This is a genomic window from Propioniciclava coleopterorum (genome assembly GCF_011393335.1).
In the GTDB taxonomy this organism is placed as follows: Bacteria; Actinomycetota; Actinomycetes; order Propionibacteriales; family Propionibacteriaceae; genus Propioniciclava; species Propioniciclava coleopterorum.
In genome coordinates this window covers 3,493,452-3,513,027 of sequence record NZ_CP049865.1, presented here as the reverse complement: position 1 = coordinate 3,513,027, position 19,576 = coordinate 3,493,452, and the positions used below count along the sequence as shown (strand labels likewise).

Here is a 19,576-nt window from a genome sequence, read left to right as displayed (position 1 = left end):
CGGGAGACACCGCCATGCCCCTGTTCGCACGCACCACCACGCCCACCCTCGAGCGCCTGCGCCGCGCCCCGGCCGATCTGGCCGAGGTGCTCGCCGCCCGCACGCCCGCCGCCGTCACGCTGTGGCTCGGCTCCACGCCCACCGACGAGGTGGACGCTCAGGTCGCCGCCCTGGACCGCCGGGAGCTGACCCAGCTCGCGGACGTCCTCACGCCGGAGTCGGCGTCCCGGCTCATGGACCGGCTCGAGCCCCACACCGCCGGGATGCTGCTGGACGCCGTCCCCGCCCCGACCGCCGCCGGCCTGCTCGGCCTCCTGCCTGAGGACGAGGCGTCCCGCGTCGTCCGCACGCTGGACGCCGACGTGGCCGCCCGCGTCCTGGCGAGCCTGCCCAACGCCCAGTCGGCGCTGCTGCGCGGGCTGCTGGCCTGGCCCGAGGAGTCCGCGGCCTCCTGGATGCGGCCCGCCTACCTGCACGTGGATCAGGACGCCCGCGTGGCCGACGCCCTCGCCGCGGCGCGCCGCGACCCCGACTGCGCCGACGAGGGGGTCTACGTCGACCGCCGCCCGGTCCACGCGCACGCGTTCAGCGACGAGGCCGCCCTGCTGGGCTGGATCCCGCTGCGCGCCCTCGTGGTCGCCGACCCGGACGCGCCCGTCACCGGCGTGATGGTCGCGCGCGACGAGCTGCGCGGCTGGTCGGTGTCGGCGCTCGCCGACCAGGAGCACGTGCTGCGGGCCGCCGACGACTCGCCGGACGGCGTGGTCCCGGTGCTGGAGGACGGCGTCCTGCTGGGCGTCATCACCCGCGACGGTGTCCAGAGCATCCGCGAGGAGGAGGGCGACGAGGACGCGGCGCTGCAGGGCGGCACGTCCCCGCTGGGGCGTCCCTACCTGCAGGCGTCCCCGTGGCGGCTGTGGCGGGCCCGCGCCCCGTGGCTCGCGGTGCTGTTCCTGGCCGAGATGTACACCGGCACGGTGCTGCGCGCGTTCGAGGACGAGCTCAGCCACGTGGTCGCACTGGCCTTCTTCATCCCGCTGCTGATCGGCACCGGCGGCAACGTCGGCACCCAGATCACGACGACCCTGATCCGCGCGATGGGGTCGGAGGGGCTCCGGGCGCGCGATCTGGTCAGGGTGGTGTGGAAGGAGTCGCGCACCGGCGTCCTGCTGGGGCTGTCGATGGCCGCCATGGGCGCCGCACGCGCCTGGACGCTGGGCGTCGGCGGCCCGGTCATCCTCACCGTGGCGTTGTCGCTGGCCGCGATCGTGCTGTGGGCGTCGCTGATCGCGGCCGTGCTGCCGCTCATCCTGCGCCGGATCGGGATCGACCCGGCCGTGGTGTCCTCGCCCATGATCGCCACGATCGTGGACGGCACCGGGTTGATGATCTACTTCACGATCGCGCGCGCGGTCGCGCTGTGAGCCGGACGCCGTGACACGGACGCCCCGGGTGCCCGACCTCTGAGCAGGATCGCCCCTTGAACCAGGACGCCGCGGATGCCACAGTGCAACCGGAGGTGGTGCCCGTGCCGCAGCGTCCGCCGCGCGTCGTGATCGTCGGCGCCGGCCCCTCGGGGCTGTTCGCCGCGAACGCCCTGCTGAAGAACAACGCCGACGTGCGCATCGACGTGCTGGACCGGTTGCCCACCCCGTACGGGCTGCTGCGCTACGGGGTCGCCCCGGACCACGCCAGCATGCAGGGCATCCAGCGGGCGCTGGCGGCGCCGTTCGCCTCCGACCGGGTCCGGTTCTTCGGCATGGTCGAGCTGGGGCGCACCATCGCCCAGGAGGAGCTCGTGGAGGGCTACGACGCGGTCATCTACGCGGCGGGCGCGTCCGAGGACCGGCGCCTCGGCGTCCCCGGGGAGGACCTGCCGGGCAGCCGCTCCGCGCGCGAGTTCGTGGCCTGGTACTGCGGCCACCCCGACGCCGAGCCGCAGTCCCTGGCCGGCGTCCGCAGCGCCGTCGCGTTCGGGGTGGGCAACGTGGCCATCGACGTCGCCCGCGTGCTGGCAGCCCCGCACGACCGCATCGTCGACACCGACATGCCCGTCCCGGTGGTCGCCGAGCTGCGCGCGGCGCAGGTCCGCGACGTCTTCGTGGTGGGACGCCGGGGGCCGCAGCACGCGTCCTTCACCACGCCCGAGCTGCGGGAGCTGCTGACGCTGCCGGGCGTGCAGCCCGTCCTCGACCCGGCCGACCTCGACGGCATCGACGAGGAGGGCCTCGACCGGCGCGTGACCGGCAACCTGGCCGCGCTGAGGGAGGTCCTGGGCCGCCACGTGCCGGACGCGCGCGTCCGGCTGCACCTGCTGTTCTGGTGGCGCCCCGTCGCGTTCGAGGGGGACCCCGACCTGACCGAGGTGGTGCTGGAGCGCACCGCGCCCGACGACGACGACCGGGTCGTGGGGACGGGGGAGTTGCGCCGCGTGGACGCCGACCTCGCGCTGCGCGCCATCGGCTACCGCGGGCGCCGGCTGCCCGGCGTGCCGTTCGACGACGTGCACGGCGTCGTGCCGCACGAGGCCGGCCGCGTCCTGGAGGAGCACGGCGCGCGGCGCGCCAACGAGTACGTCGTCGGCTGGATCAAGCGGGGACCGGTCGGGGTGATCGGCACGAACAAGTCCGACGCGGCCGCCACGGTCGCCACGCTGCTGGCCGACCTGGACGCGGGGCAGCTGCCGTCCCCGACGGGGCCGGACGCGGCCGCGGTGCTGGCCGCCCGGGGCGTCGTGCCGTCCACCTTCGAGGATTGGCAGCGCATCGACGCCGAGGAACTGGCCCGCGGCGTCCCGTACGGCCGCCCGCGGATCAAGGTCGCGACCTGGCACGCGCTCACCGAGCTCGTGCGTCACGGACGCGCGGGCGGGCCGCTGACGCACGAGGACGACCCGGGACCCGAGGAACCCGAGGACGCGTGACCAGGTACGTCGCGCTCCTGCGCGGGATCAACGTCGGCGGCCACCGCACGGTGACCATGCCGCGGCTGCGGGACGCCGCGGGCGCGGCCGGCCTTGCGGCCCCGGCGACCCTGCTCGCCTCCGGCAACCTGCTCGTCACCAGCGATCTCGACGCGGCGGGCGTGCTGGCGGCGCTCGAGGCCGCCATCCTGGACGAGTTCGGCTTCGCCGTCGAGACGGTCGTCCTCACCCAGGACGCCGTGCGCGCGCTGGTGGCGGCGCACCCCCGGCCCGAGGCGCCGGGTGCCGCCATCGCCTTCTGCTCGGGTCCGATCGACGCCGACGCGCAGGCCCGGCTCGCGGGGCTGGCGACCGCGGCGGAGACGGTGGACGTCGCCGGCACGGTGGCCTACCTCAGCTTCGGCGCCGGGCAGGCGACCTCGAAGCTGGCCGCGGGCATCCCGCGCGCCCTGGCGCCGCTGGTCGTCACGGTGCGCAACCTCGCGACGTCGCGCAAGCTCACCGTCGCCTGAGGGCGGTCGCCCGTACCGTCCGGGTACAGGCGGCCCCGAGGCGTCCGGCGGTCAGGGCAGCGGCGTGACGCGGAGCAGCGTGCTCTTGCCGAACAGCGACTCCACCAGATCGACCGCCAGTTCGGAGGTGGCGTTGCGGACGTCGAGGGCCGGGTTGACCTCGACGAGGTCGAGCGAGCCGAGCCGGCCGGTGTCGGCGATCATCTCCATGACGAGCTGGGCCTCGCGGTAGGTCGGCCCGCCGACGACGGGCGTCCCGACCCCGGGCGCCACGCTGGGGTCGACGAAGTCGACGTCGAGCGACAGGTGCAGGTGCGTGTCGGGATCCAGCGCGTCGAGCGCGGTGGACAGGGCCTCGCGCATGCCCACCTCGTCGATGTAGCGCATGTCGAACACCATGAGGCCCTGCTCGACGAGGAACCGCTTCTCCCCGGCGTCCACGCTGCGCAGTCCCACCTGGTGCACCTGGTCCGGCGACAGCGCCGGGACCACGTCCGACATGCCGGTGAGCTCGTCGGGCCCGAAGCCCAGCAGGCAGGCCACCGGCATGCCGTGGATGTTGCCCGAGGGCGTCATGTCGGCGGTGTTGATGTCGGCGTGGGCGTCCACCCAGACCACCAGCAGCTTCCTGCCGCGGGCGCGGCAGTGCGCCGCGACGGCGGACACCGAGCCGATCGCCAGGCTGTGGTCGCCGCCGAGCATGATCGGGAGCCGGCCGTCGGCCAGTTCGGCGGCGACGGCGTCCCGTACGGCCGTGTTCCACGCGATGACCTCGGGGAGGTGCTTGTAGCCGTCGACGGGCTCCTCGCGGGGTTCGGGGGCCCCGACACGTCGCCGACGTCGCGCACGTCGTGACCGAGCGCGGTGAGCGCGGTGCCGATGCCGGCGATCCGCAGCCCGCCGGGTCCCAGCCGGCACCCCAGGACGCTCGCGCCCACATCGGTGGGGGCTCCGATGATCGAGATGTCCATGGTTCGACTCCTTGGCGTGCGGAGGCGCGGTTGCCTGCAGGCAGTGTTCAGGTCGCGCGGTCCGCGCGCAAGGCGTCGAGCCCCCCCGGGCAACCCCCGGCCGGTCGGCCCGGGATTGTCGCGGGCACCGGCTAGGGTTGGGCCCCTGGGAGGTACAACCACACTTATGGGCGACGAATTCGTTCACCTGCACTGTCACTCGGAGTTCTCGATGCTGGACGGTGCGGCGCGTCTGAAAGACCTGGTCAAGGGCTGCGAGCAGATGGGCATGCGCGCGCTCGCGGTCACCGATCACGGCAACCTGTTCGGGGCCCACGAGTGGTACGCCACCGCCAAGGGGAGCTCGGTCAAGCCGATCATCGGGCTGGAGGCGTACCTGACGCCGAAGACGCACCGCAGCGAGCGCAAGCGCGTCCAGTTCGGGGACGGCACCGGCGACGACGTGGCGTCCAAGGGCGCCTACACCCACATGACCATGTGGGCCGCCGACAAGGCCGGCATGCACAACCTGTTCCGGCTGTCCTCGCTGTCGTCGCTGGAGGGCTTCTTCTACAAGCCGCGCGCCGACCGGGAGCTGCTGAACCGCTTCCACGAGGGGCTGATCGCCACGACGGGGTGCCCCTCGGGCGAGGTGCAGACCTACCTGCGGCTCGGGCAGTACGACCAGGCGGTCGAGTCGGCCGCCGAGTTCCGCGACATCTTCGGCAAGGGCAACTTCTACGTCGAGCTGATGGACCACGGGCTCGACATCGAGACCCGCGTCCGCCAGGACCTGCTGCGTCTGGCCAAGCAACTCGACCTCCCGCTGGTGGCCACCAACGACCTGCACTACGTGCATGCGGACGACGCGGCCGACCACGACACGCTGCTGTGCGTCAGCGCCGGCGCGAACAAGGACACCCCGAACCGGTTCAAGTTCGACGGGTCGGGCTACTACCTCAAGAGCCCCGCTGAGATGCGGCAGCTGTTCAGCAACCTGCCCGAGGCCTGCGACAACACCCTCGCGATCGCCGAGCGTTGCACGACCGACTTCGACGAGGGCACCGGCATCTACATGCCGGCGTTCCCGGTCCCGGACGGGGAGACCGAGGAGTCCTGGTTCCACAAGGAGGTCGACCGCGGGCTGCACGAGCGCTTCCCGACGGCGTGCCCGACTACGCCTACCGGCAGGCCGAGTACGAAGAGGGCGTCATCGTCGGCAAGGGCTACGCCGGGTACTTCCTGGTCGTGGCCGACTACATCAAGTGGGCCAAGGAGAACGGCATCCGGGTCGGCCCGGGCCGTGGCTCGGGCGCCGGCTCGATGTGCGCCTTCGCGATGAAGATCACCGACCTCGACCCGCACCCGCACGGGCTGATCTTCGAGCGCTTCCTCAACCCGGAACGCCCCTCGATGCCCGACTTCGACGTCGACTTCGACGAGCGTCGTCGCGGCGAGGTCATCAAGTACGTCACGGAGAAGTACGGCGACGACAAGGTCTGCCAGATCGTCACCTACGGCACCATCAAGGCCAAGCAGGCGATCAAGGACTCCGGCCGCGTGCTGGGCAAGCCGTACGCGCTGGGGGAGCAGATCACCAAGGCGTACACCCCGCCGGTGCAGGGCTCCGACGTCTCGATCGCGCAGGTGTTCGACCCCAAGCACGAGCGCTACGGCGAGGGCACCGAGTTCCGGGAGATGTACGAGAACGACCCCGACGTCCGCGAGGTGGTCGACACCGCGCGCGGCATCGAGGGCCTGAAGAGGCAGTGGGGCGTCCACGCCGCCGGCGTCATCATGTCGTCCAAGAACCTGCTCGACGTCATCCCGGTGATGAAGCGCGAGCAGGACGGCCAGATCATCACCCAGTTCGACTACCCGACGTGCGAGACGCTGGGTCTGGTCAAGATGGACTTCCTGGGGCTGCGCAACCTGACCATCCTCGACGACGCCGTCAAGAACGTGCAGATCAACGCGGGCGTCGAACTGGACCTCGACGCCCTGGCGCGCACCCCTGACGACACCGCGACCTACGAGCTGCTGGCCCGGGGCGACACCCTGGGCGTGTTCCAGTTCGACGGCTCGGGCTACCGCGCCCTGTGCCGCCTCATGCGGCCCGATCAGTTCGCCGACATCACCGCCCTGGGCGCCCTGTACCGTCCCGGGCCGATGGGCACCAACACCCACGTCAACTACGCGATGCGCAAGAACGGCCAGCAGCCGGTCACGCACATCCACCCGGAACTGTCCGAGCCGCTGGAGCGGCTGCTGGGGAGACGTACGGCCTGCTGGTGTACCAGGAGCAGGTCATGCAGATCGCGCAGGAGTTGGCCGGGTACAGCCTCGGCGCCGCCGACCTGCTGCGCCGCGCCATGGGCAAGAAGAAGAAGTCGGTGCTGGACGCCGAGTTCGTCAACTTCGAGGCCGGCATGAAGGCCAACGGCTACTCCGACGCCGCCATCGCGGCGCTGTGGGAGACGATGGTGCCGTTCTCGGCCTACGGCTTCAACAAGTCCCACGCCGCCGCCTACGGGGTCGTGTCCTACTGGACGGCCTACCTCAAGGCGCACTACCCGGCCGAGTACATGGCCGCGCTGCTGGAGTCGGTGCGCGACGACAAGGACAAGTCCGCCATCTACCTGGCCGAGTGCCGCCGCATGGGCATCAAGGTGCTGCCGCCCGACGTGAACGAGTCCCAGGGCCGGTTCACCCCGGTCGGGACCGACGTCCGCTTCGGGCTGGGCGCCATCCGCAACGTCGGCAACAACGTCGTGGCGGGCATCCTCGAGGCCCGCGAGGAGAGCGGGCGCGCCAAGGACTTCAACGGCTTCCTGGACCAGGTGCCCGCCGTGGTCTGCAACAAGCGCGTCATCGAGTCGCTCATCAAGGCAGGCGCGTTCGACTCGATGGGCCACACCCGCCGGGGCCTCATGGAGGTGTTCGAGCAGAAGGTCGACGAGGTCGTCGACCTCAAGCGCAACCAGGCCAACGGCCAGGACGACCTGTTCGGCGACTTCTTCGGCGACGACGGCGAGGGGGCGGGCGCGTTGGCGTCCAGCCCGGTGCCCGACCTGCCCGAGTGGGAGAAGATGACGCGGTTGGCGTTCGAGCGCGAGATGCTCGGCCTCTACGTCTCCGACCACCCCCTGCAGGGCCTCGAGCACGTGCTGGCCGCCAACCGCGACCTCGGTATCGCGGCGCTGAACGCCGAGGACGGCCCCAAGGAGGGCATGGTCACGATCTGCGGCATGATCACCGGGATCCAGCGCAAGCAGACCAAGGACGGCAAGATCTGGGCGATCCTCACGGTCGAGGACCTCGAGGCGCCGATCGAGGTGATGGTCTTCAACAAGGCCTACGCCCCGGTCGCGATGTCGCTGGGCACCGACGTGGTGGTGCGGATCCGCGGACGCCTCCGCGAGCGCGACGAGTCGGTCGAGTTGACGGCGCAGGAGGTCTCCTTCCCCGACGTCAGCACCGCCCAGGCGGGTCCCGTGACGATCTCGCTGCCCACCGCGCGCTGCACGCCGGAGGTGGTCGAGCAGCTGAAGTTCACGCTGCGCCAGCACCCCGGCACCCAGGAGGTGCGCGTCCGGCTGGTCAGCCCGCAGCGGGCCACCGTGTGGCGGCTGGACGACCGGCTGCGCGTCCAGCAGTCGGGGTCCCTGGTGGCCGACCTGAAGGCGCTGCTCGGGCCCTCGTGCGTGAACGCTTAGCATGGATGCCATGCCCTGAAGACGGCGGCGTTCCGCACCGGCACCATGGCGATCCTTGCGATCCTCGTGGGCGCGGTGTGCGCCCTGGTGTGGGCGAACCTGGCCGTGCTCCCGTCGTACGTGGTGCAGACCGACGGCCACGCCGTCATCAGCGACGGCGATCTGGCCGAGGCGTTCTCGGCCGACTTCTGGTTCTCGGTGCTGGCGGTGCTGGGCGGGGCGGCGATCGGCGTGGCCACCTGGATCCTGCTGCGCATGGTCGGCTGGCCAGTCGCGCTGCTGACGGCCCTGCTGAGCCTGCTCGGCGGCGTCACCTGCTGGGGGCTGGGTTCCCTGATCGGCCCGGGCCAGTTCGCGCAGCGGATGGCCTCGGCGAAGGCGGGGGAGTCGGTCCGGATGGCGCTCGAACTCACCACCCCGTCCGCGCTCGCGATCTGGGTGTTCGCCGCGGTGGCGATCCCCCTGTTCGCGGCCTCGCTGGGGCCCGAGATGGACGCCGACCCCGACGCGGAACCCCGACGCCGCGGCCGCGGCACCGCGGACGTGACCGACGATGACCTCGAACCCGCCGCGCTCATCGAAACCTGACGCCCCCGCGCCTGTGCCGTCGGCGACCGGGCGCGCGGCGCTGCTGGCCTGGGCGGACGCCCAGGCGGCGACCTTGGCTGCGAACCGCGCGGGGGTCGCGGCGGGCTCGGTCGAGGCGGTGCACCGTTCCCGCGTCGCCGTGCGCCGGCTGCGCGTCCTGTTCACCACGTTCGCCGGGCTGCTGGCCCAGGACCCGGGGCTGCGGCGCGACCTGCGTGACCTCGGCCTCGCGCTCGGCGAGGTCCGGGACGCCGACGTCTGGGCCGAACATGTCGCCGAGGTGCTGGCCGAGTTGGGTGCCGACGCCGACCCCGACAGCAGGGACGCGGTGCTCGCCGCGGCCGCCTCCCGGCGCGCCGCGGCTGGCGCCGCCCTGGCGCAGGTCTGGGACGGCGCCTGGGCCGACGGCGTCCGGGAACGGCTGGCGGCGTGGCGCGCCGCCCCTGGGCTGCATCCGGACGCCGACCTGCCCGCGACGCTCGCCCTGTCGGTGCCGCTGGCCACCGCCGTGACGCGCGCCGCGCGGGCGGCGGCCCGGGCGGGAGCGCGGCCCGAGGAGCCCGACGCCTGGCACGACGCCCGCAAGGCCGCCAAGGCCGTCCGGTACGGCTACGAGCTGGCCGGCGCGGTCGGCGCCCACCCCGGGCGGGCGCCCGCGTGGGAGGCGGTCACCGAGGCGCTGGGCGAACTGCAGGACGCGACGGTGTCGCAGGCCCTGCTGCGCGACCTGGCCCCGTCGGCCGAGGGGACGTGGGGCCTGCTGCTCCAGGCCGAGCAGGACCGCTCGAAGGGAGCCCTGCGGGCGGGCGCCGAGGCGCTGACCGCTGCGCTGGAGCAGGAGGCGCGCACGCCGCCGGCGGGCGCCTGAGCCGCCGGGGCCGGGGGTCAGGAGCCGGCGATGGCGGCGAACGTGGCGCCGGTGAGGCGCGCCAGGTCGTCGGGCGCCAGGCCGAGCTGCAGCCCCCGCTTGCCGCCCGAGACGTACATCACGTCCCAGCCACGGGCGGAGGCGTCGATGACGGTCGGCAGGGGCGTGCGCTGCCCGAGCGGCGAGACCCCGCCCAGCACGTAGCCCGAGCTGCGCTCCGCGGCCCGGGGGTCGGCCATCTCCGCCTTCTTGCCCCCGAGCGCGGCCGCGATCCGCTTCAGGTCGAGCCGCCCGCTCACCGGCACGACGCCCACCGCGAGCCGGCCGGGAGCGACGGACACGATGAGGGTCTTGTAGATCCGGTCGGGGTGGATGCCGGTCTCGCGGGCGGCCTCCGCGCCGAAGTCGTGGCTGTCGTCGTGGTGGGTGTACTCGACCGCGGTGAACGGGACGCCGGCCGCGGCGAGCGCCGCGAGCGCGGGGGTGGCGCCGGGCGCCTTCTTCCTGGCCATGGGTCTCCTTCGTTCTCACCGCAGCGCGGCGACGACCTCGATGAGGATGGGGGCGACGACGAGGGCCGGTAGCAGGTCGCCCACGGGGATGCTCTTGACGTTCAACAGCCGCAGGCCGAGCCCGATCAGGATCACCCCGCCGGTCGCGGTGAGCGCGTCGATCTGGGCGGCGGAGAACAGGTCGCCGAGCAGGAACGCCGCCAGCGTCAGCCCGCCCTGCAGGACGCCGACCGCCACCGCCGAGAACAGCACGCCCCAGCCGAGCGAACTGGCGAACGCGATGGCCGCGAAGCCGTCCAGCACCGACTTCACCAGCAGCTGATCGGCGCCGCGGCCGAGCCCGTCGGAGAGCGAGCCGAGGATGGTGAGCGGCCCCACGCAGAACAGCAGGGTCGGGGTGACGACCGCCGAGACGAACGTCCCCGCCTCGCCCGCGCCCGCGAAGCGGCGGCGCAGGTGCTCGGCGGCGCCCTCGAGCCGGTCCTCCAGGCGCAGCCCGGAGCCCACGACGGCGCCGAAGAGCAGCGACCCCAGCACGATCAGCATCGGCGCGCCCGGGCCCACGGCGTCCGCCATGGCCGCCGAGGACACCGTCAGCGCCGAGCTGATCCCCAGCACCATGGTGATGAGGCCGAGCACGTCGGTGATGGTGTGGCGGGTGCGCTCCGGGATGCGGTCGCCGAGCAGCAACCCCAGGCCGGCCCCCGCGGCGACGGTGACCACGTTCGCGACCGTGCCGAGCCCGATGAACATGGCGCCATACAATCACCCCCGTGGAGCTACGTCTGATCGATGTCCGAGGAACAAACCCCGATTACCGCACGGTGGTGCCGCGGGGGCTTTCGACGTCGAGCACGCCCTCGATGTGGTGCGCCCCATCTGTGACGCCGTCGCCGAGCGCGGCGAGGTGGCGCTGCGCGCGTTCGCCGAGCAGTTCGACCACGTCGTGCCGGCCCAGATCCGCGTCCCGGTCGAGGAACTCGCCCGCTGCGCCGACGCCCTCGACCCGGAGGTGCGGGCCGCGTTCGTCGAGTCGATCCGCCGCCGCCGCGCCGTCGCCGAGACCGAGGGGACGCCGACGCTGGCGACCGTCGAGGTCGCCGAGGGTGCGGTCGTGGAGACCAAGACCGTCCCCGTCGGACGCGTCGGGCTGTACGTCCCCGGCGGCCTGGCGCCGCTGGCGTCCAGCGTGCTGATGAACGTGGTGCCCGCCCAGGTCGCCGGCGTGGAGTCCCTGGCCGTCGCGACCCCGCCGAGCGCCGAGTTCGGCGGCTACCCGCACCCCTCGATCCTCGGGTTATGCCACCTGCTGGGCGTGGACGAGGTGTACGCCGTCGGCGGCGCGCAGGCGATCGCGATGTTCGCCCACGGCGTCCCCGGCCTGTGCGACCCGGTGGACCTGGTCACCGGCCCGGGCAACATCTACGTGGTGGCCGCCAAGCGGCTGCTGCGCGGCATCGTCGGCATCGACTCCGAGGCCGGCCCCACCGAGATCGCGGTCCTGGCCGACGACACCGCCGATCCGGCGTTCGTCGCCGCCGACCTGATCAGCCAGGCCGAGCACGACCCCATGGCGGGCTCGGTGCTGGTCACCGACTCGCCCGCGCTGGCGGACGCCGTGAACGCGCTCCTGGCCGACCGGACGGCGGCCCTGGGCACCAGCGAGCGGATCGGGACCGCCCTGACCGGGCCGCAGTCCGCCGTCGTGCTCGTGGACGACCTCGAGCAGGGCCTGGCCGTCGTGGACGCCTACGCGGCCGAGCACCTCGAGGTGCACACCCGCGACGCCTACGAGGTGGCCCACCGCGTCCGCAACGCCGGGGCGATCTTCGTCGGCCCGTGGTCCCCGGTGCCGCTCGGGGACTACTCCGCCGGCTCGACCCACGTGCTGCCCACGGCCGGCAACGCCCGCTTCGGCTCGGGGCTGACGGTGCGCAGCTTCACCAAGACGGTCCACCTGATCCACTACGACGAGGCCGCGCTGCGCGAGGTCGGCCCCACCGTCGTCACCTTCGCCACCGAGGAGCGGCTGCCCGGCCACGCCGCGGCGATCACGGTGCGCACCGAGCGCGAGGCGGGGGATCGCTGGTGAAGCCGAACCCGGCGCTGGCCGACCTGCCGCTGCGTCCCGAGTTGGTGGGCGAGGAGCCCTACGGCGCCCCCCAGCTGGACGTGCCCGTCTGCCTCAACGTCAACGAGAACCCCTACCCGCCCTCGGAGGAGACGCTCGCCGAGATGGCCGAGGCGATCCGCGCGGGCGCGTTCCACCGCTACCCGGATCGGGAGTTCACCGCGCTGCGCGGCCAGCTCGCCGACTACCTGGGTCACGGGCTCGGCGTGGCGAACGTGTGGGCCGCGAACGGCTCCAACGAGGTGATGACGCACATCCTGGGCGCGTTCGGCGGGCCGGGTCGGCGCGTCCTGTCGTTCACGCCCACGTACTCGATGTACCCCGAGTACGCGCGCAACACCCACACCGACTACGTCGCCGCGCCCCGGCACGCCGACCACACCCTGGACGCCGACCTGGTGCTGGCCGCGATCGCCGAGTACGACCCGGCGGTGGTGCTGATCACCACGCCGAACAACCCCACCGGCACGTCGACCCCGCTGGCCGAGATCGAGAAGGTGCTGGCCGGAACGGACGCGATCGTGGTGGTGGACGAGGCCTACCAGGAGTTCGCCCGGATGCCGCAGGACACCGCCCTGACCCTGCTGCCGCGGTTCGGCAACCTCGTGGTCAGCCGCACCATGAGCAAGGCGTTCGCCTTCGCCGGCGGACGCCTGGGCTACCTGGCCGCCGCGCCCGCGATCGTGGACGCCTGCCGCATCGTCCGGCTGCCCTACCACCTCTCGGCCCAGACGCAGGCGGTGGCCTCGGTCGCGCTGCGGCACGCCGATGAGATGCTGGCCCGCGTGGACGACCTCCGCGCGGCCCGCGACGAGCTGCTGCGCCGCGGCCCCGAGCTGGGCTTCGAGGTGGTCGACTCGGACGCGAACTTCGTGCTGATCGGGCGGTGGGCCGACCGGCACGCCGCGTGGCAGCAACTGCTGGACCAGGGCGTCCTGGTCCGCGAGACCGGACCCGAGGGTTTCCTGCGCGTCAGCGCCGGGACCCCGGACGAGATGGAGGCGTTCTACGCGGCCCTGGCCCGCGTGGACGCCCCGAGGATGGGGAGTGATGGCACGCACCGCGCGCATCGAGCGGACCACGAGCGAGTCCACGATCACCGTCGAGCTGAACCTCGACGGGACGGGCACCTCGCACATCAGCACCGGGGTGGGGTTCTACGACCACATGCTCACCGCCCTGAGCAAGCACTCCCTCATCGACCTGACCGTCGAGGCGACCGGCGACGTGCACATCGACGGCCACCACGTCGTGGAGGACACCGCCATCGTCATCGGGCAGGCCCTGAAGGAGGCCTTGGGCGACAAGCGCGGCATCCGCCGCTACGGCGACGCGCTCGTGCCGTTGGACGAGGCGCTGGCCCGGTGCGTCGTCGACGTCGCGGGCCGGCCCTACGTGGTGTGCGCCGGGGAGCCGGACGCCCAGGTGTACGCGCTCATCGGCGGCTCGGGCGTCCCGTACGCCGGGTCGATGACCTACCACGTGGTGGAGTCCCTGGCGATCAACGCCGGGCTGTGCGTCCACCTCGACCTGGTCCGCGGCCGCGACCCGCACCACATCGTGGAGGCCCAGTTCAAGGCGCTGGCCCGCGCGCTGCGCACCGCCGTCGAGCCCGACGCGCGGATGGCCGACCAGATCCCCTCCACCAAGGGCGCCCTGTGACCCTGGTGGCCGTGCTCGACTACGGGTCGGGCAACCTCCACTCGGCGACGCGCGCGCTCGCCGCGACCGGCGCCGAGGTCGTCCTCACCGCGGACGTCGACGTGGCCCTGGCCGCGGACGGCCTCGTCGTGCCCGGCGTGGGCGCCTTCGCGGCCTGCATGGCGGGCCTGGAGGCCGTCGGCGGCCCCGCGCTGATCCGGGAACGGCTGCGGCTGGGCCGCCCCGTCCTGGGCATCTGCGTCGGCCACCAGGTGCTGTTCACCGAGGGCGACGAGCACGGCGTGCTCACCCCCGGCGTCGGGGTCCTGCCCGGCCGGGTGGCCGAGCTCAGCTCGACCCGCCTGCCGCACATGGGCTGGAACACCGTCGAGGCGCCGCAGGGCTCCGTGCTGTTCGCGGGGGTGGCCGACGAGCGGTTCTACTTCGTGCACAGTTACGGCGTGCACGCCGGCCCGTTCCCCGACGACGTGTCGGTGACGTGGGTCGAGCACGGCGGCGACCGGGTCGTCGCGGCGGTCGAGCGCGGCGTGCTGAGCAGCACCCAGTTCCACCCGGAGAAGTCCGGCGCCGCGGGCGCCAGGCTGCTCCGCAACTGGGTCGACACGCTCGCCTGAACGGCCTGAACCGGCCGCCGGGTCCGTTCGGCAGCCGCCCCGGGGTCCGCGTCAGTCCTCGCCGGGGTAGGAGTCGATGTTGAAGTAGTTCCCCTCCGGGTCGCCGATCAGGGCGCTCACGCCGCCGTGCGGCGGGCGGTGCGGCTCCTGCACCAGCGTCGCACCGGCGGCGACGGCACGGTCGACGGTGGCCTGGACGTCCGCGTCGGACGCCACGACCAGGTTCACCACCGCGCCGCCCGGCGTCAGGACGTCGGCGAGGTCGTCCATGCGGTGGCTGCCGAACATCAGGCCGCCGTTGTCGCGCCAGCGCAGCTGGGCGTGCACGATCCGGGTGGGGTCATTCTGGTCGCGGACCACCAGCACCTCGGTGAACCCCAGGGTGGTGAGGAACGCCAGGCCGGCGTCCGCGTCGGTGTAGGTGAGGCAGGCGTACAACTGTGGTGTGGTCATGGGTCGATCATCCCCTCGGCGTCGGCGGCGGTCTTGAACGTTCGGGTCTCCCGCAGCGTCGCCACGGGGGTGTCGCCGGCGAACCCGCGCCAGGCGCGCGTCATGTGGGACTGGTCGGCGTACCCGCGCGGGCCGACGCCTCGGCGAGTCCCACGCCCTGCGCCGACAGGCGGCGCGCCCGGTCGAAGCGGACGATCCCGGCCGCCTGCTTGGGGCTGACGCCGAACTCGGCGGTGAACCGCCGCGTCAGCCGCCGGCGCGACCACCCGACGTGCTCGGCGAGGCCCTCGATCCGGGCGTCGCCCGCGTCCCGCCGGATCCGGCGCCACGCCTCGACGAGTTCGGGCGCCGGGGCGGCCGGCTGCCCCAGCGCCCCGAGCAGCCACGCCTGGACGGCGGCCGGTTGCGCCCACCGGGGGAGGCGGGCCAGCGCGTCGAGCGGGGCCGCGGCGGGTCCCCGGGGCAGGTCCTCGGCCTCCACGATCACCCCGGCCAGCGCGCCGATCGGTACCCCGAACAACGCCCGGACGCCGAGGGGCGTCAGGGCGACCTGCACGCCGCGCACCCGCCCGTGGGTGTGCACGAGCGCCGGTCCACGGTGCAGTCCGGCCACCAGCAGTCGCCACCTGCCCCGCTGCCCGCCGTCGGGCCAGCCGCAGTCCAGCGGGTCGCCGAACGCGGCGATGACGGTGGCGGCGGGGGAGGGCAGCCCGTGATGGGTCGCGTCCGGGTCGGTGGCGACGTCGAACGCCACGCACGACTCGACCAGGCCGCGGAGGCGATCGGCGACGGGGGTGACGGACTGCATGCTCCCAGGACACGCGCCGCGAGCACCCGGCGTCAAGGGCCGGGCTGCACGGCGCGACCCACTGGCCCGGAGCGCCCACCGGCCGGAGCGCCCGCCCGGCGCAGGCTCGCTCCGAGACGGCGCCCGTCCGCCCAGCCCGCGGACCAGGCCGGGGTGAGGGGCGTCCCTATGCTGGAGGCCCGGCTAGGAGGCTCCCCATGACGACGCATCGACCACCCAATCCCGGACGGCACGGCGGCTACGCACCCCAGCGCGCCGGCCACCCCACCGCGCTGCGTGACGTCCGCCCCTGGGGCGGCGACCGCGCCGACATCCTCCTCGCCGACGGGGTGATCGCCGGCATCGTCGAGCCCGCGGAGCGGGGGACCTGGGCCGAGACCGACCTCGACGGCGCGGGCCTGCTCGCGCTGCCGTCGATCGTCAACGCGCACGCCCACGTCGACAAGTCGTGGTGGGGCCTGCCCTGGCAGTCCTACGGCGGCGAGGGCGGCACCGACGGCCGGATCCGGCACGAGCGGGCCCGCCGCGACGAGCTCGGCATCCCGGGCGTCGACATCACCACCCGCGTCCTGACCGAGATGGTCACGCACGGCACCACGCTGTTCCGCAGCCATGTCGACGTCGACCCGGGGCTGGGGCAGCGCGGCATCGAGATCGTCCGCGAGGCCGTGGCGTCCTTCGACGGGGCCATCGAGATGGAGATCGTGGCGTTCCCCCAGGACGGCGTCCTGCGCCGACCCGGCGTCCTGGACCTGCTCGACGACGCCGCCGCCCACGGCGCCGAGCACATCGGCGGCCTCGACCCGGCCAGCATCGACCGCGACCCCGTCGGCCAGCTCGACGGCCTGTTCGCGATCATGGAGCGCCGCGGCTGCGGCCTCGACATCCACCTGCACGACCCGGGCGAGCTGGGCGCCTTCCAGCTCGACCTGATCTGCGACCGGACCGAGGCGCTCGGGCTTGCCGGCAGGGTGAACATCGCCCACGGCTTCGCCCTCGCCCAGGTGGACGCCGGCCGCCGCGCCGAGTTGCTGGCCCGGATGGGCGAACTGCGGATCACCTTCACCACGGTCGCCCCGCTGCGGCTGCCGCAGCTGCCCTGGCGCGAGCTGGACGCCGCCGGCGTCGGCTTCGCCTTCGGCACCGACGGCATCCGCGACCTGTGGAGCCCCTACGGCACCGGCGACACCTTGGGCATCGCCTGGCAGTTCGCGCGGGCGTCCTCGGTGGTGACCGATGAGGACCTCACCCGCGTCCTGCGCGCCGCCACCAGCGAGGCGGGGGTCTACGCGGGCCGTCCCGACCACGACATCGCGGTCGGCGCGGCCGCGCACCTGTTCCTGACCGACGCCGAGAACCCGATGGACGCGCTCGTCCGCACCCCGCCCCGCCAGGTGGTCATCGGCGCCGGCCGGGTGCTGCACGACGCTAGGGTGGCTGACCGTGACTGATGCCCTGACCCTGCTGCCCGCCGTCGACGTCCAGGGCGGCCAGGCCGTCCAGCTGACCCAAGGCATCGCCGGGTCGGAGAAGACCTTCGGCGACCCGCTCGCCGCCGCCCAGCGGTGGCAGGACGCGGGGGCGTCCTGGCTGCACCTGGTCGACCTGGACGCCGCCTTCGGGCGCGGCTCCAACGCGGACCTGATCGCCGGCATCACCGAGAAGATGGGCCTCAACGTCGAACTCTCCGGCGGGCTGCGCGACGACGAGAGCCTCGCCCGGGCGCTGGCCACCGGCTGCCGCCGGGTCAACATCGGCACCGCGGCCATGGAGAACCCCGAATGGTGCGAGAAGGTGATCGCCGAGCACGGCGACCGGATCGGCATCGCGCTGGACGTCCGCGGCACCAAGCTCGCCGCGCGCGGCTGGGTGCGCGAGGGCGGCGACTGGGCCGAGGCCGTCGACCGGCTCAGCGCAGCCGGCTGCCGCACGTTCGTCGTGACCGACGTGAACGCCGACGGCATGCTGACCGGCCCCAATCTCGACCTGCTGCGCGACGTCGCGTCCCGGACCGACGCCGAGGTGATCGCCTCGGGCGGCATCGCGACCCTGGACGACCTGCGCGCGCTGCGCACCCTGGTCCCCTCCGGCGTCACCGGGGCGATCATCGGCACCGCGCTCTACGTGGGGAACTTCACCCTCACCGAGGCGCTGGCCGTCGCCGAGCGCGACGGGGCCTGATCACCAGGCGCGACCCGCGGTGAGCGCGTGGTCGTGGGCCGGGACGACCGCGACCCGCGACCGCGCGGCGTGCAGCCGGTGCAGGGTCGCGAACGAGGCGTCCCGATCGGTGTCGACCACCTCGCCGGGCACCGCCGGCTTCTGCCGCACGGCGTCCACCTGGGCGTGGTTCCAGGCGGCATCGCCGGCCAGCAGCACCCAGCCGGACGCGGTGTGCGCCAGCACGCCGACGCTGCCTGGGGTGTGGCCGGCCAGGTCGACCAGCACCACCGACCCGTCGCCGAGCAGGTCCAGGCTCCGCTCGAAGGTGAACACCGGGCCGCCCGGCAGGCTCAGCTCGCGGATCGGACGGTCGAGCAGCGCCGCCCCCACGCCCCGGGGCCGCTCCGCGCGGGCCCACGCCAGGTCGGGTCCGTGCACCCACAGCTCCGTGCCGGGCAGATCCTCCAGCCCCTGCACGTGGTCCGAATGCAGGTGCGTCACCAGCGCGGCGTCGAGCATGTCCGGGGCCACCCCGGCCCGTTCCAGGCCCTCCAGCGTGGTGAGCGTCCCCGGCGGCGGCCGCAGCGCGTTGTGGATCGGTTCCGCAGCGCGGCCAGGCCCAGCCGAGCGACCGACGCCGCGCTGATCGCGGGGTCGACGAGCAGGCGCGCGCGGGGTGGTCGAGCACGAACGTCGTGTAGCCGATCGCGCTGCGCCCGGGCCGGAACAACCCCTCGACGACGAAGGGGGTCGGGACCCGCTTGGGTCGCTGCGCCAGGGCGCGCAGCGCCACCCCCGACCACAGCCGAGCGGCGGCGTCGGCTCGGGTAGGCTGAACGCTGGACCAGAGACGGAAACGAGCGAAGGAGACCCATGAGCGGTCATTCCAAGTGGGCCACCACCAAGCACAAGAAGGCCGTGATCGACGCGAAGCGCGGCAAGCTGTTCGCCAACCTCATCAAGAAGATCGAGGTCTCGGCGCGCGTGGGTGGCGGTGACCCCGGCGGAAACCCGACGCTGTACGACGCCATCGTCAAGGCGAAGAAGAACTCGGTCCCCAACGACAACATCGACCGCGCCGTCAAGCGCGGCTCCGGCGTCGGCGGCGAGGCCGTCGACTACACCGAGATCATGTACGAGGCGTACGGCGCCGCGGGCGTCGCGATCCTCATCGAGGTGCTGACCGACAACCGCAACCGCTCGGCGTCCGACGTCAAGGTCGCGATCACCCGCAACGGCGGCACGGTCGCCGACGTCGGCTCGGTGAGCCGGATCTACGACCGCAAGGGCGTCGTCGTGGTCACCAAGAAGCAGGACGGCAAGGACGTCTCCGAGGACGACCTCCTCGAGGCGACCCTGGACGCCGAGCCGGAGGACATCACCGATCTGGGCGAGACCTTCGAGATCGTGTGCGACCCGGCCCAGCTGGTCGAGGTCCGCAAGGCCGTCCAGGCGGCGGGCCTGGACTACGACTCCGCCGACGTCGAGTTCCGTGCGCAGTACGAGCAGGCGGTCGACTCCGCCGACGCGGCCGAGAAGCTGTTCAAGCTGCTGGACGCGATCGAGGACGTCGACGACGTGCAGAACGTCTACAGCAACGAGGACGTGCCGGACGAAATCCTCGAGTCCCTGGAGGGCTGAGCCTAGAATCCGAACAAACGTTCGGAAAGGGATGC

16 protein-coding genes and 3 pseudogenes are annotated in these 19,576 nt (G+C 73.3%); 13 read left to right on the top strand and 6 right to left on the bottom strand.

Annotated elements, in window-relative coordinates:
* The first annotated feature begins 14 nt into the window (after positions 1-14).
* The 3 genes from mgtE (at position 15) to G7070_RS16655 (ending at position 3,435) form a co-directional block, all read left to right on the top strand.
* Positions 15-1,424: a magnesium transporter gene (mgtE, locus tag G7070_RS16665; RefSeq protein WP_166234669.1), complete on the top strand. Its 1,410-nt coding sequence runs from the start codon at positions 15-17 to the stop codon at positions 1,422-1,424.
* A 104-nt stretch (positions 1,425-1,528) separates the two neighbouring features.
* A complete protein-coding gene (locus tag G7070_RS16660; RefSeq protein WP_206079844.1) occupies positions 1,529-2,923 on the top strand; it encodes an FAD-dependent oxidoreductase in 1,395 nt (464 codons plus the stop codon).
* Positions 2,920-3,435 (top strand): DUF1697 domain-containing protein, encoded by a 516-nt coding sequence (locus G7070_RS16655; protein WP_166234668.1) that lies wholly within the window; start codon positions 2,920-2,922, stop codon positions 3,433-3,435. The genes G7070_RS16660 and G7070_RS16655 overlap by 4 nt, the downstream gene beginning before the upstream one ends.
* Positions 3,436-3,486: 51 nt before the next feature.
* Here G7070_RS16655 and rocF read toward each other — a convergent pair whose 3' ends face one another.
* Entirely contained in the window at positions 3,487-4,353 is an 867-nt protein-coding gene (gene rocF, locus G7070_RS16650) for an arginase (protein WP_206079843.1), read from the bottom strand.
* 219 nt (positions 4,354-4,572) lie between these two features.
* Here rocF and dnaE point away from each other — a divergent pair.
* From dnaE to G7070_RS16635, 3 genes and pseudogenes are all read left to right on the top strand, one after another.
* A pseudogene (gene dnaE, locus G7070_RS16645) lies at positions 4,573-8,101 on the top strand (DNA polymerase III subunit alpha).
* A 45-nt stretch (positions 8,102-8,146) separates the two neighbouring features.
* Positions 8,147-8,689 carry a hypothetical protein gene (locus tag G7070_RS16640; RefSeq protein WP_166234667.1) on the top strand — a complete coding sequence of 181 codons (543 nt, stop codon included), beginning with the start codon at positions 8,147-8,149 and terminating at the stop codon, positions 8,687-8,689.
* A gap of 13 nt (positions 8,690-8,702) precedes the next feature.
* Positions 8,703-9,557: a CHAD domain-containing protein gene (locus G7070_RS16635; protein WP_166234666.1), complete on the top strand. Its 855-nt coding sequence runs from the start codon at positions 8,703-8,705 to the stop codon at positions 9,555-9,557.
* 17 nt (positions 9,558-9,574) lie between these two features.
* Here the strand turns inward: G7070_RS16635 and ybaK are convergent, their stop codons facing one another.
* Both ybaK and G7070_RS16625 read right to left on the bottom strand, forming a co-directional pair.
* Positions 9,575-10,069 (bottom strand): Cys-tRNA(Pro) deacylase, encoded by a 495-nt coding sequence (gene ybaK, locus G7070_RS16630; RefSeq protein WP_166234665.1) that lies wholly within the window; start codon positions 10,067-10,069, stop codon positions 9,575-9,577.
* Between the two features lie 15 nt (positions 10,070-10,084).
* Positions 10,085-10,822, bottom strand: a complete 738-nt coding sequence (locus tag G7070_RS16625) for a DUF554 domain-containing protein (RefSeq protein WP_166234664.1) — start codon at positions 10,820-10,822, stop codon at positions 10,085-10,087.
* A 20-nt stretch (positions 10,823-10,842) separates the two neighbouring features.
* On the opposite strand from G7070_RS16625, the pseudogene hisD reads away from it, so the two are divergent.
* From hisD to hisH, 4 genes and pseudogenes are all read left to right on the top strand, one after another.
* Positions 10,843-12,161, top strand: a pseudogene (gene hisD, locus G7070_RS19110) (histidinol dehydrogenase).
* Positions 12,155-13,243 (top strand): annotated as a pseudogene (locus G7070_RS19105) (histidinol-phosphate transaminase); the annotation flags it as partial. The pseudogenes hisD and G7070_RS19105, both read left to right, overlap by 7 nt.
* Positions 13,244-13,250: 7 nt before the next feature.
* Positions 13,251-13,862, top strand: a complete 612-nt coding sequence (gene hisB / locus G7070_RS16615; protein WP_431977908.1) for an imidazoleglycerol-phosphate dehydratase HisB — start codon at positions 13,251-13,253, stop codon at positions 13,860-13,862.
* A 5-nt stretch (positions 13,863-13,867) separates the two neighbouring features.
* Positions 13,868-14,476, top strand: coding sequence for an imidazole glycerol phosphate synthase subunit HisH (gene hisH / locus G7070_RS16610; protein ID WP_206080157.1), 609 nt, complete (start codon positions 13,868-13,870; stop codon positions 14,474-14,476).
* Between the two features lie 51 nt (positions 14,477-14,527).
* On the opposite strand, the gene G7070_RS16605 is transcribed toward hisH, so the two are convergent.
* Together G7070_RS16605 and G7070_RS16600 are read right to left on the bottom strand one after the other, a co-directional pair.
* The gene (locus tag G7070_RS16605; RefSeq protein WP_166234662.1) at positions 14,528-14,929 is read right to left on the bottom strand and encodes a VOC family protein; all 402 of its coding nucleotides are present in this window, start codon (positions 14,927-14,929) and stop codon (positions 14,528-14,530) included.
* Positions 14,930-15,029: 100 nt separating this feature from the next.
* Positions 15,030-15,737 carry a helix-turn-helix domain-containing protein gene (locus G7070_RS16600; RefSeq protein WP_166234661.1) on the bottom strand — a complete coding sequence of 236 codons (708 nt, stop codon included), beginning with the start codon at positions 15,735-15,737 and terminating at the stop codon, positions 15,030-15,032.
* A gap of 197 nt (positions 15,738-15,934) precedes the next feature.
* Here G7070_RS16600 and G7070_RS16595 point away from each other — a divergent pair, with 197 nt between their 5' ends.
* A complete protein-coding gene (locus G7070_RS16595) occupies positions 15,935-17,188 on the top strand; it encodes an amidohydrolase family protein (RefSeq protein WP_246227180.1) in 1,254 nt (417 codons plus the stop codon).
* Positions 17,181-17,918 (top strand): bifunctional 1-(5-phosphoribosyl)-5-((5-phosphoribosylamino)methylideneamino)imidazole-4-carboxamide isomerase/phosphoribosylanthranilate isomerase PriA, encoded by a 738-nt coding sequence (gene priA / locus G7070_RS16590; protein WP_166234660.1) that lies wholly within the window; start codon positions 17,181-17,183, stop codon positions 17,916-17,918. Before G7070_RS16595 ends, priA begins: the two co-directional genes overlap by 8 nt.
* On the opposite strand, the gene G7070_RS20085 is transcribed toward priA, so the two are convergent.
* Positions 17,919-18,785, bottom strand: a complete 867-nt coding sequence (locus tag G7070_RS20085; protein WP_166234659.1) for an MBL fold metallo-hydrolase — start codon at positions 18,783-18,785, stop codon at positions 17,919-17,921.
* Here G7070_RS20085 and G7070_RS16580 point away from each other — a divergent pair.
* Entirely contained in the window at positions 18,774-19,541 is a 768-nt protein-coding gene (locus tag G7070_RS16580; protein WP_166234658.1) for a YebC/PmpR family DNA-binding transcriptional regulator, read from the top strand. The genes G7070_RS20085 and G7070_RS16580 overlap by 12 nt on opposite strands.
* Positions 19,542-19,576 lie beyond the last annotated feature (35 nt).